The sequence below is a fragment of the Flavobacterium aquicola genome, assembly GCF_003385115.1.
Classification (GTDB): domain Bacteria; phylum Bacteroidota; class Bacteroidia; order Flavobacteriales; family Flavobacteriaceae; genus Flavobacterium; species Flavobacterium aquicola.
The window spans coordinates 309,407-333,320 of record NZ_QUNI01000004.1; the positions used below are offsets into that span (position 1 = coordinate 309,407).

Here is a 23,914-nt window from a genome sequence, read left to right on the forward strand (position 1 = left end):
AGTAAGCTTTAAGCAATAAGCTAACTAAAAAGCGTAAAGCCTATCGCCTAAAGCAAAAAAATATTGACAAAGGTAAAAAAGCGTAAAGCTTATTGCCTAAAGCATAAAGCAAAAAACTATTGACAAAGGCAAAAAGCGTAAAGCTTACTGCCTAAAGCCTAAAGCAAATAAAAAAATGAAATATTACAGCTTAAACCATAATGCACCAAACGTTTCTTTTCAGGAAGCGGTAATTCAGGGATTGGCAACCGACAAAGGATTGTATTTTCCGGAAACCTTAACGCCGTTGGCACCAAGTTTTTTTGAGAATATCGAAAATTTATCACACGAGGAAATTGCTTTTGAAGCGATCAAACAGTTTGTGGGTGACGAAATTCCGGCAGACACTTTAAAACAAATCATAGCCGAGACTTTATGCTTTGATTTCCCTTTGGTGGAAGTTGAAAACGGAATCTATTCCCTTGAATTATTTCACGGTCCAACGATGGCTTTCAAGGATGTTGGAGCTAGATTCATGTCGCGCTGTCTGGGTTATTTCAACAAAGACGATAAAGATGCCAAAAACACGGTTCTTGTTGCCACTTCCGGCGATACGGGAGGAGCTGTAGCAAGCGGATTCCTGGGTGTTACTGGCGTTGATGTAGTGATCCTTTACCCATCCGGAAAAGTGAGCGACATTCAGGAGCGACAATTAACGACTTTGGGACAAAACATACGCGCGCTGGAAGTAGACGGTGTTTTTGACGATTGTCAGGACATGGTCAAAAAAGCGTTTCTTGACGAAAGCCTGAACCATATGCGATTGACTTCTGCGAATTCGATTAATATTGCGCGCTGGCTGCCCCAAATGTTTTACTTTTTCTTTGCTTACAAAGCATTAAAAAGCCAAAACAAACCATTGGTTTTCTCTTGTCCAAGCGGAAACTTCGGGAATATTTGTGCCGGAATCATTGCAAAAAAATTAGGATTACCTATCGAGCATTTCGTGGCTTCGACCAATGTGAATGACACGGTGCCGAGATTCCTCGAAAAAGGAATTTACGATCCAAAACCGTCTATCGCAACGATTTCAAATGCTATGGACGTAGGAAATCCAAGCAACTTCGTTCGTATTCAGGAAATGTACCAAAACGATTTGGAGCAATTCAAAAAAGATTTCACTTCGTACACCTTTAATGATGCCGAAACTTTGGTGGCACTAAAAGCCATTCATAACGAGAGAGGCTACATCGCAGAACCGCACGGTGCCGTTGGGTATTTAGGATTGAAAAAAGAACTGCAAAACATTCCAAACGCGATTGGTGTTTTCCTCGAAACCGCACATCCTATCAAGTTCTTGGACGTGGTAGAACCTGCTTTGGGCGTAACCCTGCCTCTTCCTGAGCAAATCGAAAGCGTTATGAACAAGGAAAAAGTAAGCGTAAAAATTTCAACTTATGAGGAATTGAAAGCTTTCTTGGGATAGCAAATTGACAACAACACACACAAAACGGCTGAGAATTATTTCAGCCGTTTTTTTTTGGAGCTAATCCTGCTGTCCGCTGTATCTGTGTGCCTGAACCCTAGGCACACAGGATGTCGCTTCCATCAGGGCTAGGACGAGATTTGTGTATTTAAGAAGTAGTCGGTTTTAAATTAGAGTTTTATTCGTTCTTTGATCAAAATTTAAAAGACGATCATTCAATATGAAATTTTAAAAATTGGGAAGAAATAAAACATATATTTGAAAGCAATAAAACATATAAACTTTCGATTATACTCTGTTATGCATTAATATTTACAACTATGGCATTAAAATCAATTAGCGAGAATAAATTTAATAATTACGAATTTGAAAGATTCCCAACATTTGCAGCCGTTGAACATTATTGGTATGCAGATGACGAAACAAATATTATAGGGACAGTATTACTCGATAATTATGATAAAGACTGGAGCTATGTTATATTAGCTAAAGAAGAAAATGGGTCTTATGCACTCGTTGATGTTTCTGTTTCTATTGAAAGCGATACAAAAGCAATTCATCAAATTACCTCCAAAATGCGCGAATCAGCACGAATTGGTAAAATTGAAAAAATACTCTACCATTCGACCTTATTCGATTCAAAATCTGTTACCATTATAAATGACATGGATGAAGTGGTTAAAAATTATTTTAAAAGAAATCCAACAAAATTATATGAAATGCATCCACGAAAATTTGAAGAATTAATCGCCAGCATTTTCAAAGATTTGGGATTTGATGTCGAATTAACAAAAGCTACTCGAGACGGTGGTAGAGATATAATTGCTAATATTAGAACAGCTGCAACAAATTTTTTAGCGTACGTAGAATGCAAAAGATACTCACCTGATCACAAAATTGATGTCGGAATAATTAGAGATGTGGCCGGGGTACAATACTTGGATAGACCTTCTAAAAGTATAATTGTAACAACCAGTTATTTTACGAAAGATGCACAGGAAACAGCTAAGAAAATTGAAAACCAATTAGATTTAAAAGATTTCAATGATATAAAATATTGGCTAGAAAGATACTGAATTATAACTGCGCATAAGAAAACAAACAAAATCCATGCATACTATAACTTTCATTAGCACAATCCATGAGGAGACTGGAAACTGCAACGCTGAAGAACTATATAAAATTATCGAAAAACTAAGTCCTGAAGTTATTTTTTTGGAGGCCGTTGAAAAAACTTATTCGGAATATGAAAGATATTTGTTTTCCACATATGGAGTATATCATAAAAAATTGGAAATAGCCGCAATCCAGAAATATCATAAATCAAATATCCTTTTCGAATATGTTCCCGTGTGTGAAAATAGTCTATCTGATGCTCTTAATAGAAAAAACAAAATAGTCCATCAAAATAGAGAAAGACAACAATTGATTAATAATTTCAAGTTCTTAGCAGAGAAATATGGATTTAAATTTCTCAATAGTTTAGAAAGCATCATTCTTTTGGAAGAAATTCGAGTATTGGAAAGTCAGCTTTTAAATGACAATGACGTGAACGAAATACTTAAAGCAGACATTGAAGCCTACGAAAACCCAATGATTCGGAATATATATTCATATTGTAACAACAATCATTTCAATTCAGCAATTTTTATGTGTGGTGCCGCACATAGAAAATCAATTATTGAAAAGATAGACAGATCTAAGATCGAGGAACAAGCGAATCTTACTTGGACTATTTTTGAAAGTTGAGCTAAACCCGATCGCGCAAATATGTCTCACACGTATGATAGCGCGGATTTGCAATCCGTGCCCTCAAAGACAAACCATAAAGCTAATTTCTTCATCACAAAAAAGAACGATAAATATAAATTATTCCAAACTTAACGAAATGAATAAAATCATATTTCTAACTTTTTGTCTTTTACTTTTATCTTGTCAAAAAGATGAAAAAAGAACTCTAACTTTTAGAGGCTGTAAAATTGAATACATGAATTACGGAAGCGGTCAAGATGAATCTGATCCAGATAATTTCATATCAAATCAATGGTTACTTGAATCAGCAAAACGCGAATTTGCATTATGTTTATGTGATGAATATTTAAAAAAGCTAGATGCAGAAATCAAAAACAAAATTTTAGAAATATACAACGCAGAAGAAGAATATTTTGAGAAAGATTACCCGAAAAATATAGCGTTTGACACCATTTTAAAAAAAAGAAAGGAAATTTTTAACCCAACAATTTTACTTGATTAAAGTTATCAGTAACCAAAATGCCAATAGGAAAGTTCACGAGCGTGACGCTCACACTAGCAACTATTATTAACATTTTCAATTAAAAAAACAAAGCCTTAAACCAATTATGAATATAAAAACGCTAGTTCTTTTAGCAGTAATAATCATTTTAATTTTAAATTATAAAAGAATATTGTCTTTGATTGAACATTACCAAGAACAAAGAGCTGCTAAATTTAAAAGAAGAACTGGTCTTGATTTATTTACACTTACACGAATATCTGCTCGTCCAAAAAACTTTTTATTTGGTTTGGAAATGTATATATTTCCAAAGCCTGTTTTTTATTTTGATGACAATAATTTGTACCGCATAAAATTAAAAGAGCCTATAATTAAACATGCTCTTTCTACAATTAACGAAGTACGGAGGACTTCCATTACAATTAACGAAAGAAGAGTTTGGGAAATAATCATCAATGATTCCGGCAAACAAATAAATTATAGGCTTAGAAGTAATTATGATAAATTTGATTTGTTTTTGGAAAAAATAAAAGAAAATCCAAACGCAATCGTGGATTCAAAATATGTATGGGGTATTTTTGAATAATATCACAATATAAAAACTTAAATGATTTTAAAATTAGAAGCATGTCAATGAAGGAAGAACACAAACTTATACTAAACCTAATACAGTCTTATTTAGAAAAAAATCCAAGCCAAAGATTTGGGCAAGCACTTTTTAATCTTGGCATTAATGAATTTCAGGAAACCATAGATCCAAGAAATCCAAATTATAACATAAGAGACATTCATGGGGATAGTGATTTAAAAATCGTTGAAAGGATTAAAAACAGATTGGATCTTTTTGAATCTCAAAAAAACAAAAAATAAACTTTACTTCTTTACCTGTACCCGCTAGCGCGAGCGTCACGCTCGTGAACGCAACGAAAAGACATAACAAAACATCCTAAATTTATGAATACAATTACCTACTTAAAAGATGTGCCATTATTTAAAAAAGTTTTAGGGTTCGCTCTATCTTTTTTTGGTCTGTATGCATTTTTATTACTCAATATTATATTTGGAGCAATTTTTCTCACATTAGGCATAAACTTTTTGTTGACCGAAGGTTCTGAAATCAATTTACAGAATAACACCTATAGAAATATAAAATCATTATTCGGTTCCCATTTTGGAAAATGGCAACCTTGCCCAGAATTTGAATACGTTTCAGTTTTTAAAACTAAAGAAAACCAAACAATTAGAGTTGTAACTGCGGAAACCACAATGCAGAGTGATGTAATTGTATTGAATCTCTTTTACAAAGGCAATAAGCATATTACTTTTTACAAAACTCAAGATAAAACAGACGCTTTTAATGTAGCAGAAAAGTTCAAATCTATTTTTAAAATTGATATTCTTGATGCCACTGGAAGTGAAAAAAGATGGCTGTAAAATAATAGAAATCTAAAACTTTGAATTGAATTCATTAGGTTTTACGTGTAGTTTGTCATTCCGACGTAGGAGGAATCTCCATTAGAAACTCGACAAAGATGGGCGATTTTGATTACGGAATTACTTGCGGAGATTCCTCCTACGTCGGAATGACAAACTTTGTGAATAATATAATTGATTGGGCACACACTACTGCCCAGCTAGCGCGAGCGTCACGCTCGTGAAAGCAACGAAAAGTATTTAATTCGAAGAAAATGAAAAACCTTTTGCTTATTTTTAAAACAAGAATTTGGCAAAATAACAGCGATGCAATCGTTAATAGTATACATATAACAAAATGAATCACAGCAGTATTCAATCATCAGAAAAGGAAATTTTATTTCATTTTTTTAATCAGGTTCACCCTATTTCAAAAGAAGACTTTGAACCCATTGCAAATGTCTGCAAAAAGAGTACTTATAAAAAAAATGAAATAATTTTAGATTTTGGGCAAATTGAGACTAAAACCAGTTTAGTATTAAAAGGTGCTGTTCATCAATATGTAATTGTAGATGATAATTTATGTACAATCGATTTTTCGCTTGCCGGCATGAGCTATAACTGTTTTACAAGTTATGTAGAAAACTCACCTTCAAACCAAATACAAGAAGCTCTTACCGATGTAGAAATTATATTTATCGAAAAATCGGACGCTGAAAGATTGTTACTGGAAAATCATGCTTTCTGTTACATCTACACTAAATTATATGAACAGGTTCATTTGGAACGTGAAAAGAGATCCTTGGTATTACAGCATAAAAATGCTTATAAAAAATTTGAAATGTTCTTGCTTTCAATCGCAAAATCGGAAGACTTTTTAAAAGAAATTCCTCAAAAACTAATTGCCAACTACCTCAGTATAACCCCTGAAACTTATAGTCGAGTTAAGAAAAAATACCTTAAAAAGACTTAGCACCTGATCTGAATTTCTTGATTTAGAATAAGTTTTACTGTATAGAGTTACTTTATTTTTGTAAAAAAAATATTAAACTTTATACATATGCGGTATTCATTATTACTACTATTTTTATTTATCAGCTGTAGTAAAGCTGACGATTTTGAGATTATTGGCACTACGGAGCAGTTTGTCTTACAATCAACCATACATAAAGAAGATTACGTTATTTATGTGTATCTGCCACAAAATTATAGTTCGGAACCCATTAATCAATTAGTAATTGGTTTAGATGGTGATTTCCAATTCAATACTATTTCTGAGTTAATTTCAAATAAAGTCCAGAATGGCAGTATGCCGCCATCTGTATTTATTGGTATTGGCAATGGTAAAGAACGAAATAGAGACTACACACCCACAGTATATGAAAAAGGTTCAGGCGGGGCTGACAATTTTTATTTGTTTTTAAAAGAGGAATTAATTCCTGAATTAGAAGCAAGATATAATATAGACAAGTCTAACAATAAAACATTAATTGGTAACTCCTTTGGCGGGTTATTTACACAGTATGTTATGGCCAAGGACAGACTGTCAAATCCCTTTGACAAATTTGTGGCTATTGGAACATCTTATTGGTATGATTCGGGCATAATTTTCGAATACGAAAAAAAATATGCAGCTACACATACGGATCTGCCCGTAAAATTTTTCAATGGTATGGGAACCTTAGAAGGAGGTGTTTCACTGGGATCGTTTGAGCAAATGAATAAAATATTAGACAGCAGGTCTTTTTCAAACTTTAAGCACAAATCAGAGTATATAAAAAAAAGCGGCCATTCAGAAGCAGCTAATGAAGGATTTAAAAAAGGATTAGATTATGTATTTAGCAATTAGAAAAACCGTTCTTGTTATTTTTATTTTATTGTATTGCAATTTTGCTTTCTCTCAAAACGGCAGAAAAAACAATAATTCGCTAGAAGGAGGGGCAATTATTGCCGGCGATGAAACTATCTATTATGGTATATATAGTAAATATACCGTGCCTTTATCCCAGCACAAACATTATTTTACATTAGGAATGTCATTTGCAGCTTATTTTGATTTTAAAGGCGAATCAGAACCATTAGCTTATTTAAAAAATGATGTTGATATGCGGTTGATACCGACAATAAATTTAGGCTATTCTTTAAATTTCGGCAAAGTACAGCTCAATTTTGAAATCCCAGTGGGTGCCAGTTTTGCATATACGAAGGGAACCTTAGTAAATGAACGTGCAGGATTCGAAATAGATTATTCGAACAATGAAGCATTTATAAATTATGGTTTACTTTTTGCTCCAAAATATAAGATAAATGACACCAATTATATCGGTCTGTATGGTTTTTTACCTTTAATAGATGACAAAGCACAATCAGGTTATCAATTTGGAATAGGATGGACTAAAACTTTTGCTAATTAGTTAGAGCATTCTCTCCCGCTAGCGCGAGCGTCACGCTCGTGAACGCAACGAATTGAATTCATTAGATTTTTACACATAGTTTGTCATTCTGAGGAACGAGGACACGAGCGAAAGCGAATTAGCGAAGCAATCTCCGTTAGAAACTCGACAAAGATTAGGGATTTTGATTACGGAATTACTTGCGGAGATTCCTCCTACGTCGGAATGACAAGTTTGAGGATTATTGGGATGTTAAAAAAGTCCTCTGCTAGGCGAGCAGCAGGCACGTGAACGCAGGATTGTGCGTACGAGCGGGACGCTCGCACCAGCGCTAACGACTACAATGGCAAAAAAATATGAAAAACTAAATTTCTCGCTTAGCCCCGATTACTTCGTCAGTTCGCTATCGCTCGTGTGCAACGAAAAGCAGGACTGAATTTTTTATGAAAATGAATTTTCTGCTCCTAAAAATTAATCCGATAGCGCAGATACAATCCCTTCCTTCAAAGACAAGCTATAAAACTATTTTTGCGACAAAAAAACTGTAAAACATAAAAAAAAAGAAAGGCTCTCTTTATCCAGAGAGCCTTTCTTTTTATACAAAAACATATACTTTTTTGTTTTTATATATTTAAGATTTTACTGTTTGATACGCTAAATTCGCAGCTGCAGGTAATTTCTCTTCTTCTTTATCTTTAACTAAAAGTTTTATTGCCAAAACTACAACTCCTGTAAATAAAATAATGAATCCTAATACATAAAAAGCACTAGTGTAATCAATTAAATCCTTAGTTTGTGATATTCCGCTTTCGTCAATTACATTTTTAGTAAATTTAACAGCTTTAGCTTTGAACAAGAAAGCAATCAACATTGCTCCAATATTCCCGCCTGCTCCTACAATTCCGGCAACACTACCTACTGCTTTTGGATTTACGAAAGGCACAAGACTATAGGTTGCTCCATTTGCCATTTTTAAACTCATTCCAAACAAAAACATTAAAAAGATTGCAAGCCCTAATTGATTTGTCATTCCAAAGAAAATAACGCCTACACCTTCTATAAGAAGCAGTAACGCAAGCAATAAATTTTTTCCCGAAAAACCATAACTTTTACCTACTTTGTCGGCAACAATCCCTCCTAATGGTCTTGCAAAAATATTGATCAATCCAAAAATACCTGCACAAATTCCTGCTGTTTTCAAACTAGCGCCGAAAGTATCTGTAAAATAAATTGGGGCAAAATTATCAATAGTGATTTCAACTCCAAAACAAGCTGCATAAGCAATGGTCAAAACCCAAGTACGATAATCCTTTACAGCCAGCATAAATGTATTTTCTTTATTCTCTGTTTCTATTCCAAGTTCTTTATAATTACCATTTGGCAAATCTTTGGTAAATCTGAAATATAAAAAAGCAAAAACCAATAACATTACTCCAGGAACAATCATAGCATATCTCCAGCTATCCTCTTTAGTACACACTCCTAATCCCACAAATCCAGCTGCAATAAGAGGCATGGTAATATTAGCTAAACCAGCACCTGCATTACCGAATCCTCCTGCAGTAGCGTTGGCAGTTCCTTTAATAGATGGGGCAAACATTACTGAAGTATGAAATTGTGTGATAACAAAAGAAGCTCCAATAACTCCAATAGCTAATCTAAAAAATAGGAAACTTTCATAAGTTTGTGAAGTACCAATTAGCAAGACTGGTATGGAGCAAATCGCTAATAACCATGTATAAATTAGTCTTGGTCCAAATTTATCTACCAATCGGCCTATTAATAATCTGGCGATGATAGTTGCCGATACCGACGCAATTTGAATGTTACCCAATTGGTCTTTTGTCAGGTGCAATTGCTCTTTAGCGATTGGCATAAGTGATGCCATACCAAACCATGCAAAAAAGCAAAAGAAAAATGTTAACCATGTAATGTGGAAGGTACGCATTTGAACTCCTTTGCCACTAAAAATGTTTAAACTCGAAAGCGGTTGATTTGTTGAAATTGAACTCATATCAAAAAAATTTTATCGTTTAGTATTTTTTAATTTTTCTAAGCTTCAAACTTACGTCTAAGTATTTTACTTATTTACAAAGCAAAATTAAGAGCTTTGTTTGGAACAAAAACTGCCAAAACGCAGTTTTTAGAAAAAAATTAAGTATTTATACGTAAGTATATTAATTTAGGTAAATTTCAACAGCCTTCCCCGCTAGCACGAGTGCAATGTCATTAATGTAAAGTTTTTTTTGACCTCAGAGAGGTCTAATGTTTACAGAAATAATATTCGATTTTTGATAATGACCCCAGCGGGGTCGAATGTTTCTGAGTAACGTACAACCCGATAGGCGGACATAGTATTGAATTCATTAGATTTTTACACACAGTTTGTCATTCCTAAGAATTATTAGATACTCGACAAATATTGGATTTTGATTGCGGAATTATATGTGAGATTCCCCCAACGTTAGATTATTATTGAAGAAAACATTAAACGACCGAATAATTTCAGTCGTTTTTTTATAATTTTAATCTACGGGGAAAATCCCAGTTATTGTTATCTATAATTTATCAAATTAGAATAAAAAATCAACTTAAAAAATTAAACTATGGCAATTATCAATCCTTCTATTAACTTCAATGGAAATGCCGAAGAAGCATTTCTATTTTATAAATCAGTATTTGGCGGAGAGTTTGCAACAATCATCCGTTTTAAAGATATTGCAAGTTCTGAAAATCCAGTTTCAGATAATGAGGCAAATAAAATAATGCATATTACCTTACCCATTGGGAATAATATTTTAATAGCCAATGATGTTCCAGAAATATTAGGCAAAGTAAACGAAAATGAAAACAGATCTAAAATGGCAATTACCGCAGAAAGTCGTGAAGAAGCTGATCATTTATTTAACGGACTTTCAGCCGGAGGTACTATTGAGTACCCTATTGGCGACAGTCCATGGGGATCTTATTTTGGTATGTTTAGAGATAAATATGGTATTGAATGGATGATTGATTTTAATCCAAAAAAATAGCAAAAATATATAAATAGAAATCAGTCATCATTCCCCGCTAGTGCGAGCGTCACGCTCGTGAACGCAAGATTTGAATTTAATTCGTTAGGTTATACCTGCAGTTCGTCATTGCTGAGGAACGAGGAATCATGATTACGTTATTTATTTTACTTCGTCCGTTTACTGAAAGAACAACCTGATTTAGTGTTTTAGCTACTTCATTTATAGTTATGGCATTCACATTTATAAATAGAGCATCCGAATTTATGAATATAGCATTCGTATTTATAAATATAGCATTCGCATTTATAAATAAAGCATTCGCATTTATGAATAGAGCATCCGAATTTATGAATATAGCATTCGCATTTATAAATAGAGCATTCGCATTTATGAATATAGCATTCGTATTTACAGTTGGAGCAACTTTACTTAAGGTTCTCACTCCCGCTATTGTAAGCGTTACGAACGTAAACACAAGAACAATTAGAGCAGGCACGCATTACAAATCCGCAATCTGCTTACAAAATATATTTTCTGCTTTTTTACAGCTCATCCAAAAAAACATACAATTCAGGAATAAAATTTTCATAAAGTGAAGTTTTCTCACGAAGTTTGAACCGTTGAACTTATCAAAACAAAAAATGGAACAAGCTATCAAGATTTTAATTTACATCCATGCCTTTTTTGGCGGACTTGGATTAATCACAGGAATTGGGAGTATAATCGTCAAAAAAGGACAAAAGCTACATCGAAGAATGGGCAGACTATTCTCCATCGGGATGATAACAAGTTCACTGCTGTCACTGCCTATTTGTTTCATGCCAAAACACCAAAACTTATTTTTATTTCTAATCGGGATATTTACTATTTATCTTGTACTTGCAGGAAATAGAGCAATAAGTTTCAAATTTAAATCAAAAACACAAGCTGATCTTACCGACAAATTGATTTCGGGAATCATGATGTTTTCTTCAATTATCATGATTTTGATTGGGATTTACTGCGTTGTCAATGCTGTAGCAAATGGAGTTTTGTTTGCTTTCTTCGGCGGTTTCGGATTGTATATGACCGTTAAAGATTTTATCTTTTTTAAAAATTTCACAACCACAAAAAACAGCTGGCTGACCAAACATATCGGCAAAATGGTTGGCGCATTGATTGCTTCCATTACCGCTTTTATTGTTGCGGGATTAGGATTGGGAAATTTAATCGCCTGGATGACTCCATCGATTATAGGAACTTTATATATCATTTACTGGAACCGAAAAGTAGATTCTAAAATCAAATTACAGCAGGTAATCGAATAAGAAAATAGTCAATAACTGCAGCTAAACAATTGATTTTGTATTTGTAAAGGTTACCGTAATTTGATACATTTGGACAAATCAAAAAAATAATGACATTAATCGCAATATTTTTTCCGTTTCTTTCCTTCTTTTTACGAGGCCGAATACTAACGTCTATTCTGTGCTTAATCCTGCAGATAACTTTAATCGGCTGGATTCCGGCAGCTATTTGGGCAGTTATATCACTGCAGAACTCCAGAGCCGACAAACGCAATAATAAACTGATTAAGGCTATGAAATCAAGGTAGCAGGCAATTAATACAATCATTATTTAAAACTCACCATATGTTTATCGTTTCATTATCGTATAAAAAAGACCCGAGTGAGGTCGACAAATTTATCGAACCACATCTTCAGTTTTTGGACAAATATTATTCTGAAAAGAAATTTATTTTCTCGGGAAAGAAAAATCCAAGAACAGGCGGCGTTATTTTAGCTCGGAACGTGAATAGAGATGAACTGCAGAAAATCATTGAGCAGGATCCTTTTTATCAGAACGAAATCGCTAATTTTGATATTACCGAAGTAATACCATCCAAATATGATGAAGATTTTGCTGTTTTTATAGAAAAATAGTTTTTTTACTGCCTTGCCTAAAATACGTTTTACACGAAAGTGTCCTTCAGAAAGAGGTATCAAAAACAAAAATCTTCTGCTCAGCGATGACAAAATATTCCTGAGCATTCATCTCCTCCTCCACCGCATAATTTTGCAATACTTATTGATAATTCTATAAGTCGAAAAAGCATTGACGAAGTTAATTTTATGTTCTACTTAAAAAAGGAAATCATGGAAAAGAGGATGTATCATTATACGACAGTTTCGAAAGCATTGGAAGAATTAAAGGAAAAAGGTTTTATGATAGATTTTAATATTCAGGAGTCTAAAATCATAAATAATCCCAACGATTTTGAAATCGTGCATATTTATCGCTACGAAGGAGAATCAGATCCTGGCGATGAAGCTACGGTATTCGGAATAAAATCAATTACTGGCGAAAAAGGTGTATATGTGGCTGGCTTAGCGGCTTCGGCAGATAAGAGTGCAGCATTGGTTTTGAATGATTTGGCCATAAAAGGCAAAGAACAGCAATTCTAATTACTTTTGGGATGAAGCGCCTGCAGTCTAAACTCGAAAAAATAGGGAGAGATTCTAAAATTGCTGCCAAATCCATTGGGCTGCGCTATGCCATAAATACCAATACCGGCTATTACCGCCTGATAAAAAATGACGGTTTTATATTTGTCGATCATTACAAAAAAGTTGTGCGTGACAAACAAGTACTCGAGAGAATTACGAAACTTGTGATTCCGCCCGCTTGGCAGACGGTCTGGATTTCTCCTTATGACAACGGTCATCTTCAGGCTACCGGTATTGATGCCAAAGGAAGAAAACAATATCGGTATCATTCGCAATGGAATAAAATTCGGAATCAATCCAAATTTTACCGACTCCGCAGTTTTGCCAATGCTTTGCCATTGATACGCAAACAAGTCGATAAGGACTTAAAACGAAGCGGGCTTCCGTATGAAAAAGTGATGGCGCTGGTCATCAGATTAATAGAAGAAACCAATATCCGAATTGGAAATGAATCGTATAAAAAGCTGTACGGTTCCTTTGGACTGACTACTCTGCAAGACAAACACGTAAAGTTTAGGGATTCCAAAATCTATTTTAATTTCGTTGGAAAAAAAGGCATAACACATAAAATCAGCCTTGGGAGCAGAAAACTCGCTAATCTTGTAAAAAAATGCAGGGACATTCCTGGTCAGGATTTATTCCAATATTACGATGATAATGGTAACCATCACGCAATTGGATCGGCAGATGTCAATAATTATCTCAAAGAAATAACACAAGAGGATTTTACCGCTAAAGATTTTCGGGGATGGTCAGGAACTGTCAATGCGTTGACTGCTTTTCAAAAAATGACTCCCGCCGAAAACCAAACCGACTGTAAACGAAAAACGATTGAGGTTCTCGATGAAGTAGCTTCCAAACTAGGAAACACACGCACTGTTTGCAAAAAATATTATGTGCATCCAACGGTGATTGCTTCATTTGAAAAAGGTACTATTTGGAAATACCAGCCCAATTCTAATAATTCTGAATTGCGTCCTGAAGAAAACGCTTTAATTGAATTACTGGAGAATGAAGCAATTGCGGAAGTTTATTGTTAATAGAAATAATAAAGTTTTTTTTATTTGCCACAGATTAAAAGGATTTCCACTGATTAAATCTGTGTGAATCTTTTTAATCTGTGGCAAACCATTTTTAGTAGTTAGTTTGAAATACGATTACAAAACCAACTCTTCAAACAATCGCTGAATGGTTGCATCCAAATCAGTACAAAATCCTGGATGCGGTCTTGAAGTCTGAATCCCTGAACTTCGGATAGCTGTTAACCATCGAAAACGGGACGGAATATCAAACTCACCGATAGGACCGCCTGCTCTGCCTCCGTGGGCAATTTTCTGAAAAGATTCTAAATTCAGTTCAAGCTGTTCCAAATCGAAATCTTCTGAAAACATAAGTAATTTAGTTTCATTGACTGAATACAGCATCTTTATGTATTTTGTTTTTTTGCAAAACAGAATAATGCCTACGTTCAGGAATTCTTCGCGCTCCACCCTTGGCACAACGCGGATAACGGCGTACTCATATAAGTTTTTCTCTTGCATTTTCGGCTTCGTTTATAAAAATTTCTGAATGATTCAATCTAGTCCATAAAAACTGAAAGTAAACAGCTCTGATTTCGTCTGGAGTCTGCTCGCTGTCTTCCCAATGGAGCCAGTCTTCGGGGATATAATTGACAATATCCTGCAGGATTTCTTTCGTGAGTATTTTTTTAAAAGCATCATCAGTTTCTTTTAACAGACTTGCTTCCGGCAATAAAACATGGTCTTTTATCAATGCGAAAGGACTTTTGGCATGCGTTTCCCAGCTGTTCCAGGAATGATGGAAATACAGCGACGCACCGTGATCGATAAGCCATAATTCTTTGTGCCAAATAAGCATATTTGTATTTCGGAACGTACGATCAACATTCGTAATAAAAGCATCCAGCCAGACAATCTGCGAAGCTAAATCCGCAGGAAGTTTTGTCACCACTGGATCAAAAGTAATCGCTCCCGACAAAAAGTGCAGTGCCAGATTCAGCCCCTGACTGCCCTGCAGCAAGTCCTGAATTTCCTCATCGGCTTCAGTGCGTCCAAAAGCTTCATCGAGATTAGCAAACACCAGTTCGGGCATTTTTAGGTTTAGAACTCTTGCGATTTCACCGCCTATCAATTCGGCGATTAAAGCTTTTACGCCATGTCCGGCACCTCTAAATTTTAAAACATATTTAAAATCATCATCAGCTTCAGCAAGAGCCGGCAATGAACCGCCTTCCCGCAACGGTGAAATGTAGCGCATAACATTTACGGTTCTTAATTCAAGTGGTTTTCTCATAATTCAATTCATGAACTACAAACTTACAAATAACTATTTTCTTTTGAGATGCTAATCTGCAAAGAAACTCAGATTCTAAAATTTAATTAAATTATGAAAATCATTATGTAATTAAACTATTTACCCCTTCAATTAAACGGTTTTCTCCCCCTTAGCATTCTTCAAAAAACTTATATTTGTAATTCATACACTTCTAAATATTTTCTTATGAAATATAAACTTACAGCATTGTATCAGCAGTGCTTTCTGGCTGTAGTGCTTCTTTTAGGCACTAATTCATTTGCACAAAAATTAGAGAAATTTTTCCCTGCAAAAGATTTAACTTCTGTGGGAGTTTATTATTATCCTGAACATTGGGATCCTTCGCAATGGGAACGTGACTTTCAAAACATGGAAAAAATGGGATTTGAATTCACTCATTTTGGAGAATTTGCTTGGGCACAACTGGAACCGGAAGAGGGTAAATACGATTTCAAATGGCTTGATAAATCATTGGAACTTGCCGAAAAATATCATCTAAAAGTTATTATGTGTACTTCGACCGCTACGCCTCCTGTATGGCTTGTCCGCAAACATCCTGAAGTACTTGCGACCAATGAAGACGGCACCAAAATGGATCATGGAACACGCCAGCATGCCACTTTTTCCAGTAACTACTACCGCTCCTACTCTATGAAAATGATTGCCGAATTGGCCAAAAGATACGGCAATGACAAACGTATTATGGGCTGGCAGGTTGATAATGAACCGCGCCGTTTTCTGGATTATGGGAAAGATGCTCCGCAAAGATTCCGTGATTGGTTAAAAGAAAAATATAAAACTATTAGCACTCTCAACGAAGCTTGGGGAAACAACTTCTGGAGCGGCACTTACAGCAGTTTTGACGAAATCAACATTCCGCTGCATGCTGAGTGGGGAATGAATCTGCACTCACAGCTTGATCATTATCGTTTTGCCGATAATGAAACTGCAACCTTCTTGGACGATCAGGCCAAAGAAATCCGTAAATTCTCAAATCCAAATCAGTGGATTACTTCCAATTATATTCCGATGTATGATGTGGGGTATGTAGGACAGAGCAAGGAATTAGACTTTGTAAGCTATACCAGATATATGGTTTACGGCAGTGATCTTGGCATTGGTCCAAAAGGCTATCGCGTTGGCGAGTATTCCCGTATTCCAATGTCCAATGATTTTTTCAGACCAATAAAAGGAGTTTATGGTGTGATGGAATTACAGCCAGGACAAGTAAACTGGGGAAGCATCAATCCGCAACCACTGCCTGGAGCCATGCGTTTATGGCTCTGGAATGTTTTTGCCGGTGGAAGCAAGTTCACCTGCACGTACCGCTTTCGCGCGCCTTTATACGGCTACGAACAGTTTCATTATGGAATCGTAGGAACCGACGGTGTTACTCCAACTACGGGTGGATTGGAATTTAGCCAGTTCATCAAAGACATTAATACGCTCCGCAAAAAATACGATGCAAAAGCACAGCTGCCAAAAGATTACCTGCAGCGCAAAACCGGAATTTTATTCAATGCTGATAACGTGATGGGGATTGAATTAAACAGGCAGACCAACCAATGGAACACAATAGACCATTTTACCAAATACTATAAGGCCGTAAAATCATTTGGAGCTCCTGTAGATTTTGTACGTGATACCACAAATTTCTCGAATTATCCTGTACTAATTGTTCCTGCTTACCAAATGATTGACCAGCAGATGATTGATAAACTGACTGCATACGCTGAAAAAGGAGGAAACTTAGTATTGAGCTGCCGCACAGGAATCCAAAACCGCAAAGGCCATCTCTGGGAAGCTAAATTTTATCAGCCAATGTGGAAACTCATTGGTTCTGAAATTGAATCCTACGATTTATTAATGCCTCAATCTCCAGATAAAATTAAATTCAACGATCAGGAATTTACTTGGACAAGCTGGGGCGATTTACTGAAGCCTAACAAAGCAACAGATGTATGGGGAACTTTTCAAGGTGATTTCTATGCTGGAACTCCTGCCGTTACTTCCCGCAAATTGGGAAAAGGAACCGTGACTTATGTTGGTGTTGATTCAAAAAAAGGAGATCTTGAAAAACAGGTGCTGACTAAATTATACAAACAGCAGAATATTCCGATTGAAAATTACCCAGAGGGCGTTACAGTGGAATACCGAGATGGTTTCGGAATCGCTGTAAATTATTCTGACAAAGTGTATGAAATGAAACTTCCAACAAACACTGAAATTATCATCGGAACACCATCGATGAAAACCGCAGATGTATTGGTTTGGAAATATAAAAATTAATTAAAAAAATTTACCATTAAGATATTAAGAATCATTAAGCTTAATTTTTCTTACTATCTTAATGGTAAAAAAATGGTTTTATTTGTAACTCAAAAAATCATTTCCCAAATTGGCTTTTATCTATTGGTTCAAATAAAAAGTTCGAATCTTTAAATTCTAATGTTCCTTTTACATAGAAAGGTATGGTCATATAAGTCGAAATTAATCCTGTTCCCTGTTTTAGTTTTTGATTACTTTCCAACAAAACAAAAGGCGCTCTTTTTATATCACCACCATACGATCTGTAACAGAAATCGCCCCGCAAAGTATCACCAATACGATTACCGCGAACGGCTCCAGAATCTTTTCCTAAAAGACCGTATCGGATTTCATATTCTCCATAAAAAGTATTTTCTGTAAAGACCATTGACAGGAAAGCTGTTGAATCTCCTTTTGAAGCTTTGTAAAATTTTCTAAAGGTTTTGCTCTCCCTTTTGTTGCAACTATGCAGTAAAAAAATCACAGCTGCTATAAAGAACAGCTTCTTCATTATATGTTTTTTTGTTTCCATTCCTTTCAAATGCAATTGACAGGACAAATATAAAATATCAAAATGCAAGCCAAGGCTGTTTTTCATAATTTTCGATAACTTCTTTCGAAAAAATTAGCATCAAAATCAATTATTGACAGTTATAGAAGTTTTATTAATTTCCAAGTTAAGCATCGCAGCAGAATTTAACTAGGGGTAAAGTTTAAATTTTACAATCATTTTAAATAATACCCCTATTTTTATGAGGGTATCATTCTCAAATCAAGACCCTTTTCTGAGCCTTCAAATATCACTGCTCTAAATAGTCAAAATTCTGTTAAAACCTTTGATTTTATTGGACTTTCCTATAAATTTACCAATATGAAAACAGCACGCAAAATAGCATTTTACACCCTTTGCTTACTGCTCACCCTTACTTGGGCAGCGCCGTCTGTTTCTACAATTATAAAAACGGCTACCGAAAGAAAAACTGCTGATAAAAAAGAAGCATTGCCGGAAGGAAAATCAGAAGTGGAAGAAAAAACATTTGAAATTGTTTTAGATTTTCCAGCTCCTTTCAGTATTCCTTTTCATAGTATACCTTCGACTGAACTGCACTTTAGCAAAGTGGATGCCATACCACAATCAGTATTTTTGGATTTATCAAATCCGCCTCCTGAATTTTATTTATTTGCTTAAAATCAGCTTTCGAAACCTATTGGGTTTGGAACAAACTTTTATACAATTAAATCTAAATTCAAACATACATATGAAAACGATATTCACACTTGCACTTGCTTTATTTACCTCTTTGATATTTGCTGATTCTCACATTATTGTAAAACAAAATGGAGAAAAACTAGAAGTAAATTATGTTACTACAAAAGATAACACCGTTTTTTATTCGCTTCCTGGAAACAGTGCTGTGAAAGAAATAAGCCTTTTTGCTATTGACAAAATAATCGATAAAAAAACAAATTCGATACTTGTTGACAATCACAAAGCAGATGTTTCTGGTAAAACCGGATATAAAAATGTGCAGATAATAACAAACAGCCAAGCCAATGGTCTGCATCAGGGAACTGCTTTGAAAACTACAATCCACAAGCCAAAAGGACAGATGAAATCAGATTGGATTGCAGATGCTTCAACCAGAATCAAAAAACAAGCTGCAGAACAAGGTTTTCCTTTTGTTGTGATTACCAATCAAACCGATTCTAAATTAGAAGCTGTTGCATACAATTATTAAACGGCAATTTTTTATAAAACTCGAAAAGACAAGTTAACAGCTTGTCTTTTTTTTGTCCTTAATCAATCAAAACATAGAGTATGCTTTCCCGCAAAAAACAATTAAACAATTAAACGATTAAACATCTAAACTCAAATACGCTTTCCCAAGATACTCAATAATAGATGAAGCGACAAAAGACTGATAACCTGTTTCGGGCAAAGCAATATCAGCGGTCAGTCCGTGGAGATAAACACCTAATATAGCCGCATCACAAGGTTTATACGACTGTGCCAAAAGGCTGGTAATTATTCCTGTCAGCACATCACCGCTTCCGGCAGTTGCCAGCGCAGCATTTCCAGTAGTATTTAGGTAAACCGTTTCGCCGTCAATAGTATAGGTTGGCGCTCCTTTCATCACAATAATCACCTGATTGACTAACGAAAAAGCAATAGTTTTTTGAAACATTTCAGCCTCCGAATTCCATTTACCAATCAGCCGTTCCAATTCTTTGGGATGCGGTGTCAAAATGGTTCTAGGCGAAACCAACGCCATCCAAGACGGATTGTACGCCAAAATATTCAAAGCATCAGCATCAATAACCATTGGGACACTTGTATTCGACAAAAAATCATGAAACGCTTTCTGAGTTTCAGTATGCAGTCCCATTCCAGGACCGATTCCGATGGCATTTGGTTTTAAATCAAAATCAATATCCGAAAGATGTTTTTCATCAGCATCGGTTATTACCATTAGTTCGGGATTTGAAATTTGAACAATCTGATAACCACACTCCGGCACAAAAGCAGTTACAAGTCCGCAGCCTGTTTTTAGCGCCGCTTTTCCGGCCAGACACACCGCTCCTATCTTTCCATAACTCCCGCCAATTATCAGAGCGTGTCCCTGCAGGCCTTTGTGCGTATGCTTCGCAATAGGTTCATAGCGTTTTAAAATTTCGTTTCTATCAATTGAAATTGGAGTATTCATAAGATTGATTTTCTATTAAAAGTACAAAATTCTAAAACTCAAATTTCAAATAGTAAACTTTAACTTTTCTGGGCGTGACCCCAGCAGGAAAAGGGGCTAAATCACTGTTACGAGTACACAGCCCCTATCCCTGCTGCGGTCGGGCTATCTGGGCTACTTCGGTAGCTTCCGCCTATCCCTCACGCAAATCACCACAACTTTTAAGAAAAATGAGAGGATTATTATTTTAAGAAATATTCAAAATACACTTACAATTATTTACTCAAAAAAACTAAATTAGCTGAATACTAAAAAGTTGTTTTTGTAGCATAAAACCAACCCAATATGTATAGATTGGTGTCATTTTATGACACATATAAAGTAGTTACCTGCTATTTTGCAGAAAAAGAACGTCTAGCAAAATAACTAGATAATTATAGCAGACAATAAACACTTTAAAAAAACATGAATAATTGAATAGATGAATAAAATGGAATTTAAAAGTAGTAGAAAGAAGATTTATTTTTCGATTATAGGTTGTATTATATTTACTTCAGCATTTATACCATTATATCTTTATCCGACTTATTTTATTTCACCTATTTTTAGAAATATATTTTTTATCAAAATCGTTGGACTTATTGGTTTTTTATTGTTTGGATGGGTAACATTAGTTCTTATAATCAAAGAATACGAAAATAAAATTAGCCTAACAGTTGATGATTTTGGAATATTAGACAATTCAAATTTGGTTAAGACTGGATTAATTGAATGGGAAGACATTGAAGAAATTAAAACAAACAACAGGTTGATTCTAATTAATGTGAATAACCCTGAAAAATACATTGAAAAAGCAGAAAGCAAATTTCAGGCATTCCTTATGAAATCAAATACTAAAATCTACGGTACTCCAATTACAGTTTCATCAAGTTTATTGAATTGCGATTTAAATAAATTAGAGAAAATATTAAAGGAAGAATTTGAAAAACATAATTCCGACCGTTCGAATATTACGATATAGTCCAACTCCGAAGAAAATTGAATAAAAAAACAGCAGGTAACAGCCACTAAACGGATTTGGGTATTTGGCTTAATGGAAAGATAGTTTTGTATTTGGGATGATTTGGCAAATCCGAAGAATGGGCTTAATTTAGTCCCAAACCCGCTGTAGTGCCAGAACGTTAGGCGTCATGATGAGAAAAAATAAAAAAACAACTTTTTTGTGGATATTTATATTATTGTTCTATTTGGGATATACATGTTTTATTTTTTCTAAACCCAATTTAATTGACAGTGAAAACTTAATTGAAATTAAAGCTGAACTAGCTGGACTGCCAATTTATTACAAATCTACAGGAGACAATGTCCCTTCACTCGATTTTAAAATTGTGGGAACACCAACTAATTTTACGATAAAAACTTGCGGTTTGCAAAACTTAAATTTGAGTCGATTTGAGAATATGAAATTTAGAGATTCAATATCATTTCTGACGAATAAGGAATCAACTCTATATGAAAAAATAACAAATGAGAAAGAAGTGTTTTCTTTTGCTATTAGGAAAAATAATTCTGAATTATTAAAACTAAGTGATTATAATATTTGTAAGAAGTCAGTTTGGAAAGAATTCTTTTTATTAACACTATTAATGATTATCACATTGATATTTAGTATTGTTAGAAAAGATGAAAACACAAACGAGGAATAATTACGAATGCATGACTGCTGTATAGGATTTAGGTGGCTTATTTAAAAACGGTCCTGTATTTGGGAAGATTAGGCAAATCCGAAGAATAGGTTTAATTTAACCCCAAAACCGCTGTAGTGCCAGAACGGTATAGGGCATTTTAAGAAGACATTATTGAAAATTATGACATCATATAAAGGAAGTATTTTTTTAGTTGTATTGATTACTTTTCTCTCTTGCAATTCAAACAAGAAAGAAAATAAAAATAACATCCATCATAGTAGCACTTTACAAAAAACAAGTAGCGAAGTAGTTGACGACAACAGTAGGGAAAACTTCAAATTCTCAATCGCAGACACAATAAAAACTTCAAATTCATACTTCTTTTCAAATCCAAATTCAAAAGACATATTCCAATTAATTATCGAACCAGGTTTGGCTAAGGACTCAAAAGCAAAATTGCTAATAATGACAGCAGACAAGAAAATCATTTACACACAATCTTTTGGAGCTTTTTATTTTTTAAAAGGGATTGATGAACCTGAAACTGTACCTACAGGAAATCAAAAGGATTATGAAAAATATATTGAAAAATACAGAAAGTCATTAACACAAAAACAATATCAGGCTTATTTTAAAAAGAGAATTGATAGTTTCTTTGAAGAAATTTCTCTAATAGAAAAGAATAAATATGACGACTTCAAAGAATGGGAAGAAGACATTAGCGATAAAGATTTTTTAAATGAAGCTTTATCAGATTCAATAATAAAATTAATGGATATTACCTGCTTTGACTGTGATGAAGGCGGAACAGTAATTGGATATTCACGGAAACAAAATAAAGTTGTAACCCTTCTAGAGCATGACTAAAAAAACTACTGCCAACAGAACTACAACGGATTTGCGCAATTAACTTAATAGAAATATGATTTTGTATTTGGGATGATTTAGCAAATCCGAAGAATGAACTTAATTTTAATCTCAAACCCGCGGTACTGCCAGAACGTTAAGCACAACCTTAAAAAAAACAACATTGAAAATATTAGACAAAATATTTAACAAAAAAGATAACGAATCAGAGTTTGAAAAATCATTTTCAGATTTGAAAAGAATGGGGGATATAGTACCAAGTGCAAAAAGAACTTATGAACTATTAAAAGACTTAAACTTTGAAACTAGTGAATTAGATTCTGAAAAGTTATTGACAGAATTTAATAAAATCCAATACGCTTCAAATACGAATAGTTTTTTTTACTTTTATTTTCCAATTGTAAGTTACATTTTGTATTACAAACCATATTTTGAAAAAGATATATTGAAATATTTAATTGGTCCAAATTTCGCAAATGGAACAACAGAAAAAAAAGAGATGATGCAAATGATATTAGGTGCAATGAATTTCAAATTAAAAGACAACATATATTATCTAACAAAAGAAAGTAGAGATTGGGTTATTAATGAATTGCCAAAACTTGAAAGACAGGTAGACCGTGAAATTCAAATTTGTTGGAAAGAACTAAACGAGTAAAAAGCCTGTGCATAACGTTCTGGTACTACAACGGATTTGAGTTATTTGTCTTAATTAAAAAATGGTTTTGTATTTAGAAGCCATTCGGCAAAGTTTCCCAACTCTCCACTCACTCTTTGTTTTTCAACATCTCCACCTTACACAAACTTGTCATGCTGTCGAAGGAAACATTCCCGCAAGACACAGGCGATAAGTGCAATGGCATTAAGTTAGGGATCATAATGTAAAATGATTACTGATTTTTGATTAACAATTTTTGACCCGAACTTTAGAATACAGCCCTATTATTCAATATAGGGCTTTTTTGTGGCTGAAAGGAACCAAAAAACAGTCTAACACCATTTAGAAATT

The 23,914-nt window shown here is 34.4% G+C and carries 29 protein-coding genes; 22 read left to right on the top strand and 7 right to left on the bottom strand.

The window, feature by feature from the left end; genetic code table 11:
* Window positions 1-175 precede the first annotated feature (175 nt).
* The 10 genes from thrC to C8P67_RS08875 all read left to right on the top strand — a co-directional run bounded on the left by thrC (window position 176) and on the right by C8P67_RS08875 (window position 7,546).
* Window positions 176-1,465, top strand: a complete 1,290-nt coding sequence (thrC, locus tag C8P67_RS08830) for a threonine synthase (RefSeq protein WP_115812449.1) — start codon at window positions 176-178, stop codon at window positions 1,463-1,465.
* Window positions 1,466-1,785: 320 nt separating this feature from the next.
* The gene (locus tag C8P67_RS08835) at window positions 1,786-2,541 is read left to right on the top strand and encodes a restriction endonuclease (RefSeq protein WP_115812451.1); all 756 of its coding nucleotides are present in this window, start codon (window positions 1,786-1,788) and stop codon (window positions 2,539-2,541) included.
* 34 nt (window positions 2,542-2,575) lie between these two features.
* Complete coding sequence (locus C8P67_RS08840) at window positions 2,576-3,214, top strand: hypothetical protein (RefSeq protein ID WP_115812453.1); 639 nt, start codon at window positions 2,576-2,578, stop codon at window positions 3,212-3,214.
* Between the two features lie 139 nt (window positions 3,215-3,353).
* Entirely contained in the window at window positions 3,354-3,719 is a 366-nt protein-coding gene (locus tag C8P67_RS08845; RefSeq protein WP_147298211.1) for a hypothetical protein, read from the top strand.
* Window positions 3,720-3,825: 106 nt separating this feature from the next.
* Window positions 3,826-4,305, top strand: coding sequence for a hypothetical protein (locus C8P67_RS08850; protein WP_115812457.1), 480 nt, complete (start codon window positions 3,826-3,828; stop codon window positions 4,303-4,305).
* A 47-nt stretch (window positions 4,306-4,352) separates the two neighbouring features.
* A complete protein-coding gene (locus C8P67_RS08855) occupies window positions 4,353-4,589 on the top strand; it encodes a hypothetical protein (RefSeq protein ID WP_115812459.1) in 237 nt (78 codons plus the stop codon).
* A gap of 84 nt (window positions 4,590-4,673) precedes the next feature.
* Complete coding sequence (locus C8P67_RS08860; protein WP_115812461.1) at window positions 4,674-5,153, top strand: hypothetical protein; 480 nt, start codon at window positions 4,674-4,676, stop codon at window positions 5,151-5,153.
* Between the two features lie 337 nt (window positions 5,154-5,490).
* A complete protein-coding gene (locus C8P67_RS08865; RefSeq protein WP_115812463.1) occupies window positions 5,491-6,105 on the top strand; it encodes a Crp/Fnr family transcriptional regulator in 615 nt (204 codons plus the stop codon).
* Window positions 6,106-6,192: 87 nt separating this feature from the next.
* Complete coding sequence (locus C8P67_RS08870) at window positions 6,193-6,981, top strand: alpha/beta hydrolase (RefSeq protein WP_115812465.1); 789 nt, start codon at window positions 6,193-6,195, stop codon at window positions 6,979-6,981.
* Window positions 6,965-7,546 (top strand): hypothetical protein, encoded by a 582-nt coding sequence (locus C8P67_RS08875; RefSeq protein ID WP_115812467.1) that lies wholly within the window; start codon window positions 6,965-6,967, stop codon window positions 7,544-7,546. The genes C8P67_RS08870 and C8P67_RS08875 overlap by 17 nt, the downstream gene beginning before the upstream one ends.
* Window positions 7,547-8,156: 610 nt before the next feature.
* Here C8P67_RS08875 and C8P67_RS08880 read toward each other — a convergent pair.
* Window positions 8,157-9,539: an MFS transporter gene (locus C8P67_RS08880; protein ID WP_115812469.1), complete on the bottom strand. Its 1,383-nt coding sequence runs from the start codon at window positions 9,537-9,539 to the stop codon at window positions 8,157-8,159.
* A gap of 592 nt (window positions 9,540-10,131) precedes the next feature.
* On the opposite strand from C8P67_RS08880, the gene C8P67_RS08885 reads away from it, so the two are divergent.
* A complete protein-coding gene (locus C8P67_RS08885) occupies window positions 10,132-10,557 on the top strand; it encodes a VOC family protein (protein ID WP_115812471.1) in 426 nt (141 codons plus the stop codon).
* Window positions 10,558-10,633: 76 nt separating this feature from the next.
* Here C8P67_RS08885 and C8P67_RS08890 read toward each other — a convergent pair whose 3' ends face one another.
* Complete coding sequence (locus C8P67_RS08890) at window positions 10,634-10,981, bottom strand: hypothetical protein (protein WP_147298212.1); 348 nt, start codon at window positions 10,979-10,981, stop codon at window positions 10,634-10,636.
* 199 nt (window positions 10,982-11,180) lie between these two features.
* Here C8P67_RS08890 and C8P67_RS08895 point away from each other — a divergent pair, with 199 nt between their 5' ends.
* Complete coding sequence (locus tag C8P67_RS08895) at window positions 11,181-11,846, top strand: hypothetical protein (RefSeq protein WP_115812476.1); 666 nt, start codon at window positions 11,181-11,183, stop codon at window positions 11,844-11,846.
* On the opposite strand, the gene C8P67_RS22515 is transcribed toward C8P67_RS08895, so the two are convergent.
* Window positions 11,821-12,153, bottom strand: coding sequence for a hypothetical protein (locus tag C8P67_RS22515; protein ID WP_449403985.1), 333 nt, complete (start codon window positions 12,151-12,153; stop codon window positions 11,821-11,823). The two genes, C8P67_RS08895 and C8P67_RS22515, sit on opposite strands and share 26 nt — an antisense overlap.
* Window positions 12,154-12,170: 17 nt before the next feature.
* Here C8P67_RS22515 and C8P67_RS08905 point away from each other — a divergent pair, with 17 nt between their 5' ends.
* From C8P67_RS08905 to C8P67_RS08915, 3 genes are all read left to right on the top strand, one after another.
* Window positions 12,171-12,461: a YciI family protein gene (locus C8P67_RS08905; RefSeq protein WP_115812480.1), complete on the top strand. Its 291-nt coding sequence runs from the start codon at window positions 12,171-12,173 to the stop codon at window positions 12,459-12,461.
* A gap of 213 nt (window positions 12,462-12,674) precedes the next feature.
* Window positions 12,675-12,983, top strand: a complete 309-nt coding sequence (locus C8P67_RS08910) for a hypothetical protein (protein WP_115812482.1) — start codon at window positions 12,675-12,677, stop codon at window positions 12,981-12,983.
* Between the two features lie 11 nt (window positions 12,984-12,994).
* Window positions 12,995-14,065, top strand: coding sequence for a DNA topoisomerase IB (locus C8P67_RS08915; RefSeq protein ID WP_115812484.1), 1,071 nt, complete (start codon window positions 12,995-12,997; stop codon window positions 14,063-14,065).
* A gap of 117 nt (window positions 14,066-14,182) precedes the next feature.
* On the opposite strand, the gene C8P67_RS08920 is transcribed toward C8P67_RS08915, so the two are convergent.
* Window positions 14,183-14,566, bottom strand: coding sequence for a DUF3037 domain-containing protein (locus C8P67_RS08920; protein ID WP_115812485.1), 384 nt, complete (start codon window positions 14,564-14,566; stop codon window positions 14,183-14,185).
* Complete coding sequence (locus C8P67_RS08925) at window positions 14,544-15,338, bottom strand: HipA family kinase (RefSeq protein WP_115812487.1); 795 nt, start codon at window positions 15,336-15,338, stop codon at window positions 14,544-14,546. Before C8P67_RS08925 ends, C8P67_RS08920 begins: the two co-directional genes overlap by 23 nt.
* Before the next feature lie 207 nt (window positions 15,339-15,545).
* Between C8P67_RS08925 and C8P67_RS08930 the strand changes: the two genes are divergently transcribed.
* Window positions 15,546-17,648 (top strand): beta-galactosidase, encoded by a 2,103-nt coding sequence (locus C8P67_RS08930; RefSeq protein WP_115812488.1) that lies wholly within the window; start codon window positions 15,546-15,548, stop codon window positions 17,646-17,648.
* Between the two features lie 97 nt (window positions 17,649-17,745).
* Here the strand turns inward: C8P67_RS08930 and C8P67_RS08935 are convergent, their stop codons facing one another.
* Window positions 17,746-18,264 carry a hypothetical protein gene (locus C8P67_RS08935; protein WP_115812490.1) on the bottom strand — a complete coding sequence of 173 codons (519 nt, stop codon included), beginning with the start codon at window positions 18,262-18,264 and terminating at the stop codon, window positions 17,746-17,748.
* 273 nt (window positions 18,265-18,537) lie between these two features.
* Between C8P67_RS08935 and C8P67_RS08940 the strand changes: the two genes are divergently transcribed.
* Complete coding sequence (locus C8P67_RS08940) at window positions 18,538-18,855, top strand: hypothetical protein (RefSeq protein ID WP_115812492.1); 318 nt, start codon at window positions 18,538-18,540, stop codon at window positions 18,853-18,855.
* A gap of 70 nt (window positions 18,856-18,925) precedes the next feature.
* The gene (locus C8P67_RS08945) at window positions 18,926-19,405 is read left to right on the top strand and encodes a hypothetical protein (protein ID WP_115812494.1); all 480 of its coding nucleotides are present in this window, start codon (window positions 18,926-18,928) and stop codon (window positions 19,403-19,405) included.
* A 117-nt stretch (window positions 19,406-19,522) separates the two neighbouring features.
* Here C8P67_RS08945 and C8P67_RS08950 read toward each other — a convergent pair whose 3' ends face one another.
* Entirely contained in the window at window positions 19,523-20,371 is an 849-nt protein-coding gene (locus tag C8P67_RS08950; protein WP_115812496.1) for an NAD(P)H-hydrate dehydratase, read from the bottom strand.
* Between the two features lie 460 nt (window positions 20,372-20,831).
* Here C8P67_RS08950 and C8P67_RS08955 point away from each other — a divergent pair, with 460 nt between their 5' ends.
* From C8P67_RS08955 to C8P67_RS08970, 4 genes are all read left to right on the top strand, one after another.
* On the top strand, window positions 20,832-21,371 hold the full coding sequence (locus C8P67_RS08955; RefSeq protein ID WP_115812498.1) for an STM3941 family protein: 540 nt from the start codon (window positions 20,832-20,834) through the stop codon (window positions 21,369-21,371).
* Between the two features lie 169 nt (window positions 21,372-21,540).
* The gene (locus C8P67_RS08960) at window positions 21,541-22,056 is read left to right on the top strand and encodes a hypothetical protein (RefSeq protein WP_147298213.1); all 516 of its coding nucleotides are present in this window, start codon (window positions 21,541-21,543) and stop codon (window positions 22,054-22,056) included.
* A 153-nt stretch (window positions 22,057-22,209) separates the two neighbouring features.
* The gene (locus C8P67_RS08965; protein WP_147298214.1) at window positions 22,210-22,905 is read left to right on the top strand and encodes a hypothetical protein; all 696 of its coding nucleotides are present in this window, start codon (window positions 22,210-22,212) and stop codon (window positions 22,903-22,905) included.
* A gap of 163 nt (window positions 22,906-23,068) precedes the next feature.
* Window positions 23,069-23,563: a hypothetical protein gene (locus C8P67_RS08970; RefSeq protein WP_245980407.1), complete on the top strand. Its 495-nt coding sequence runs from the start codon at window positions 23,069-23,071 to the stop codon at window positions 23,561-23,563.
* The last annotated feature ends 351 nt before the right edge of the window (window positions 23,564-23,914 follow it).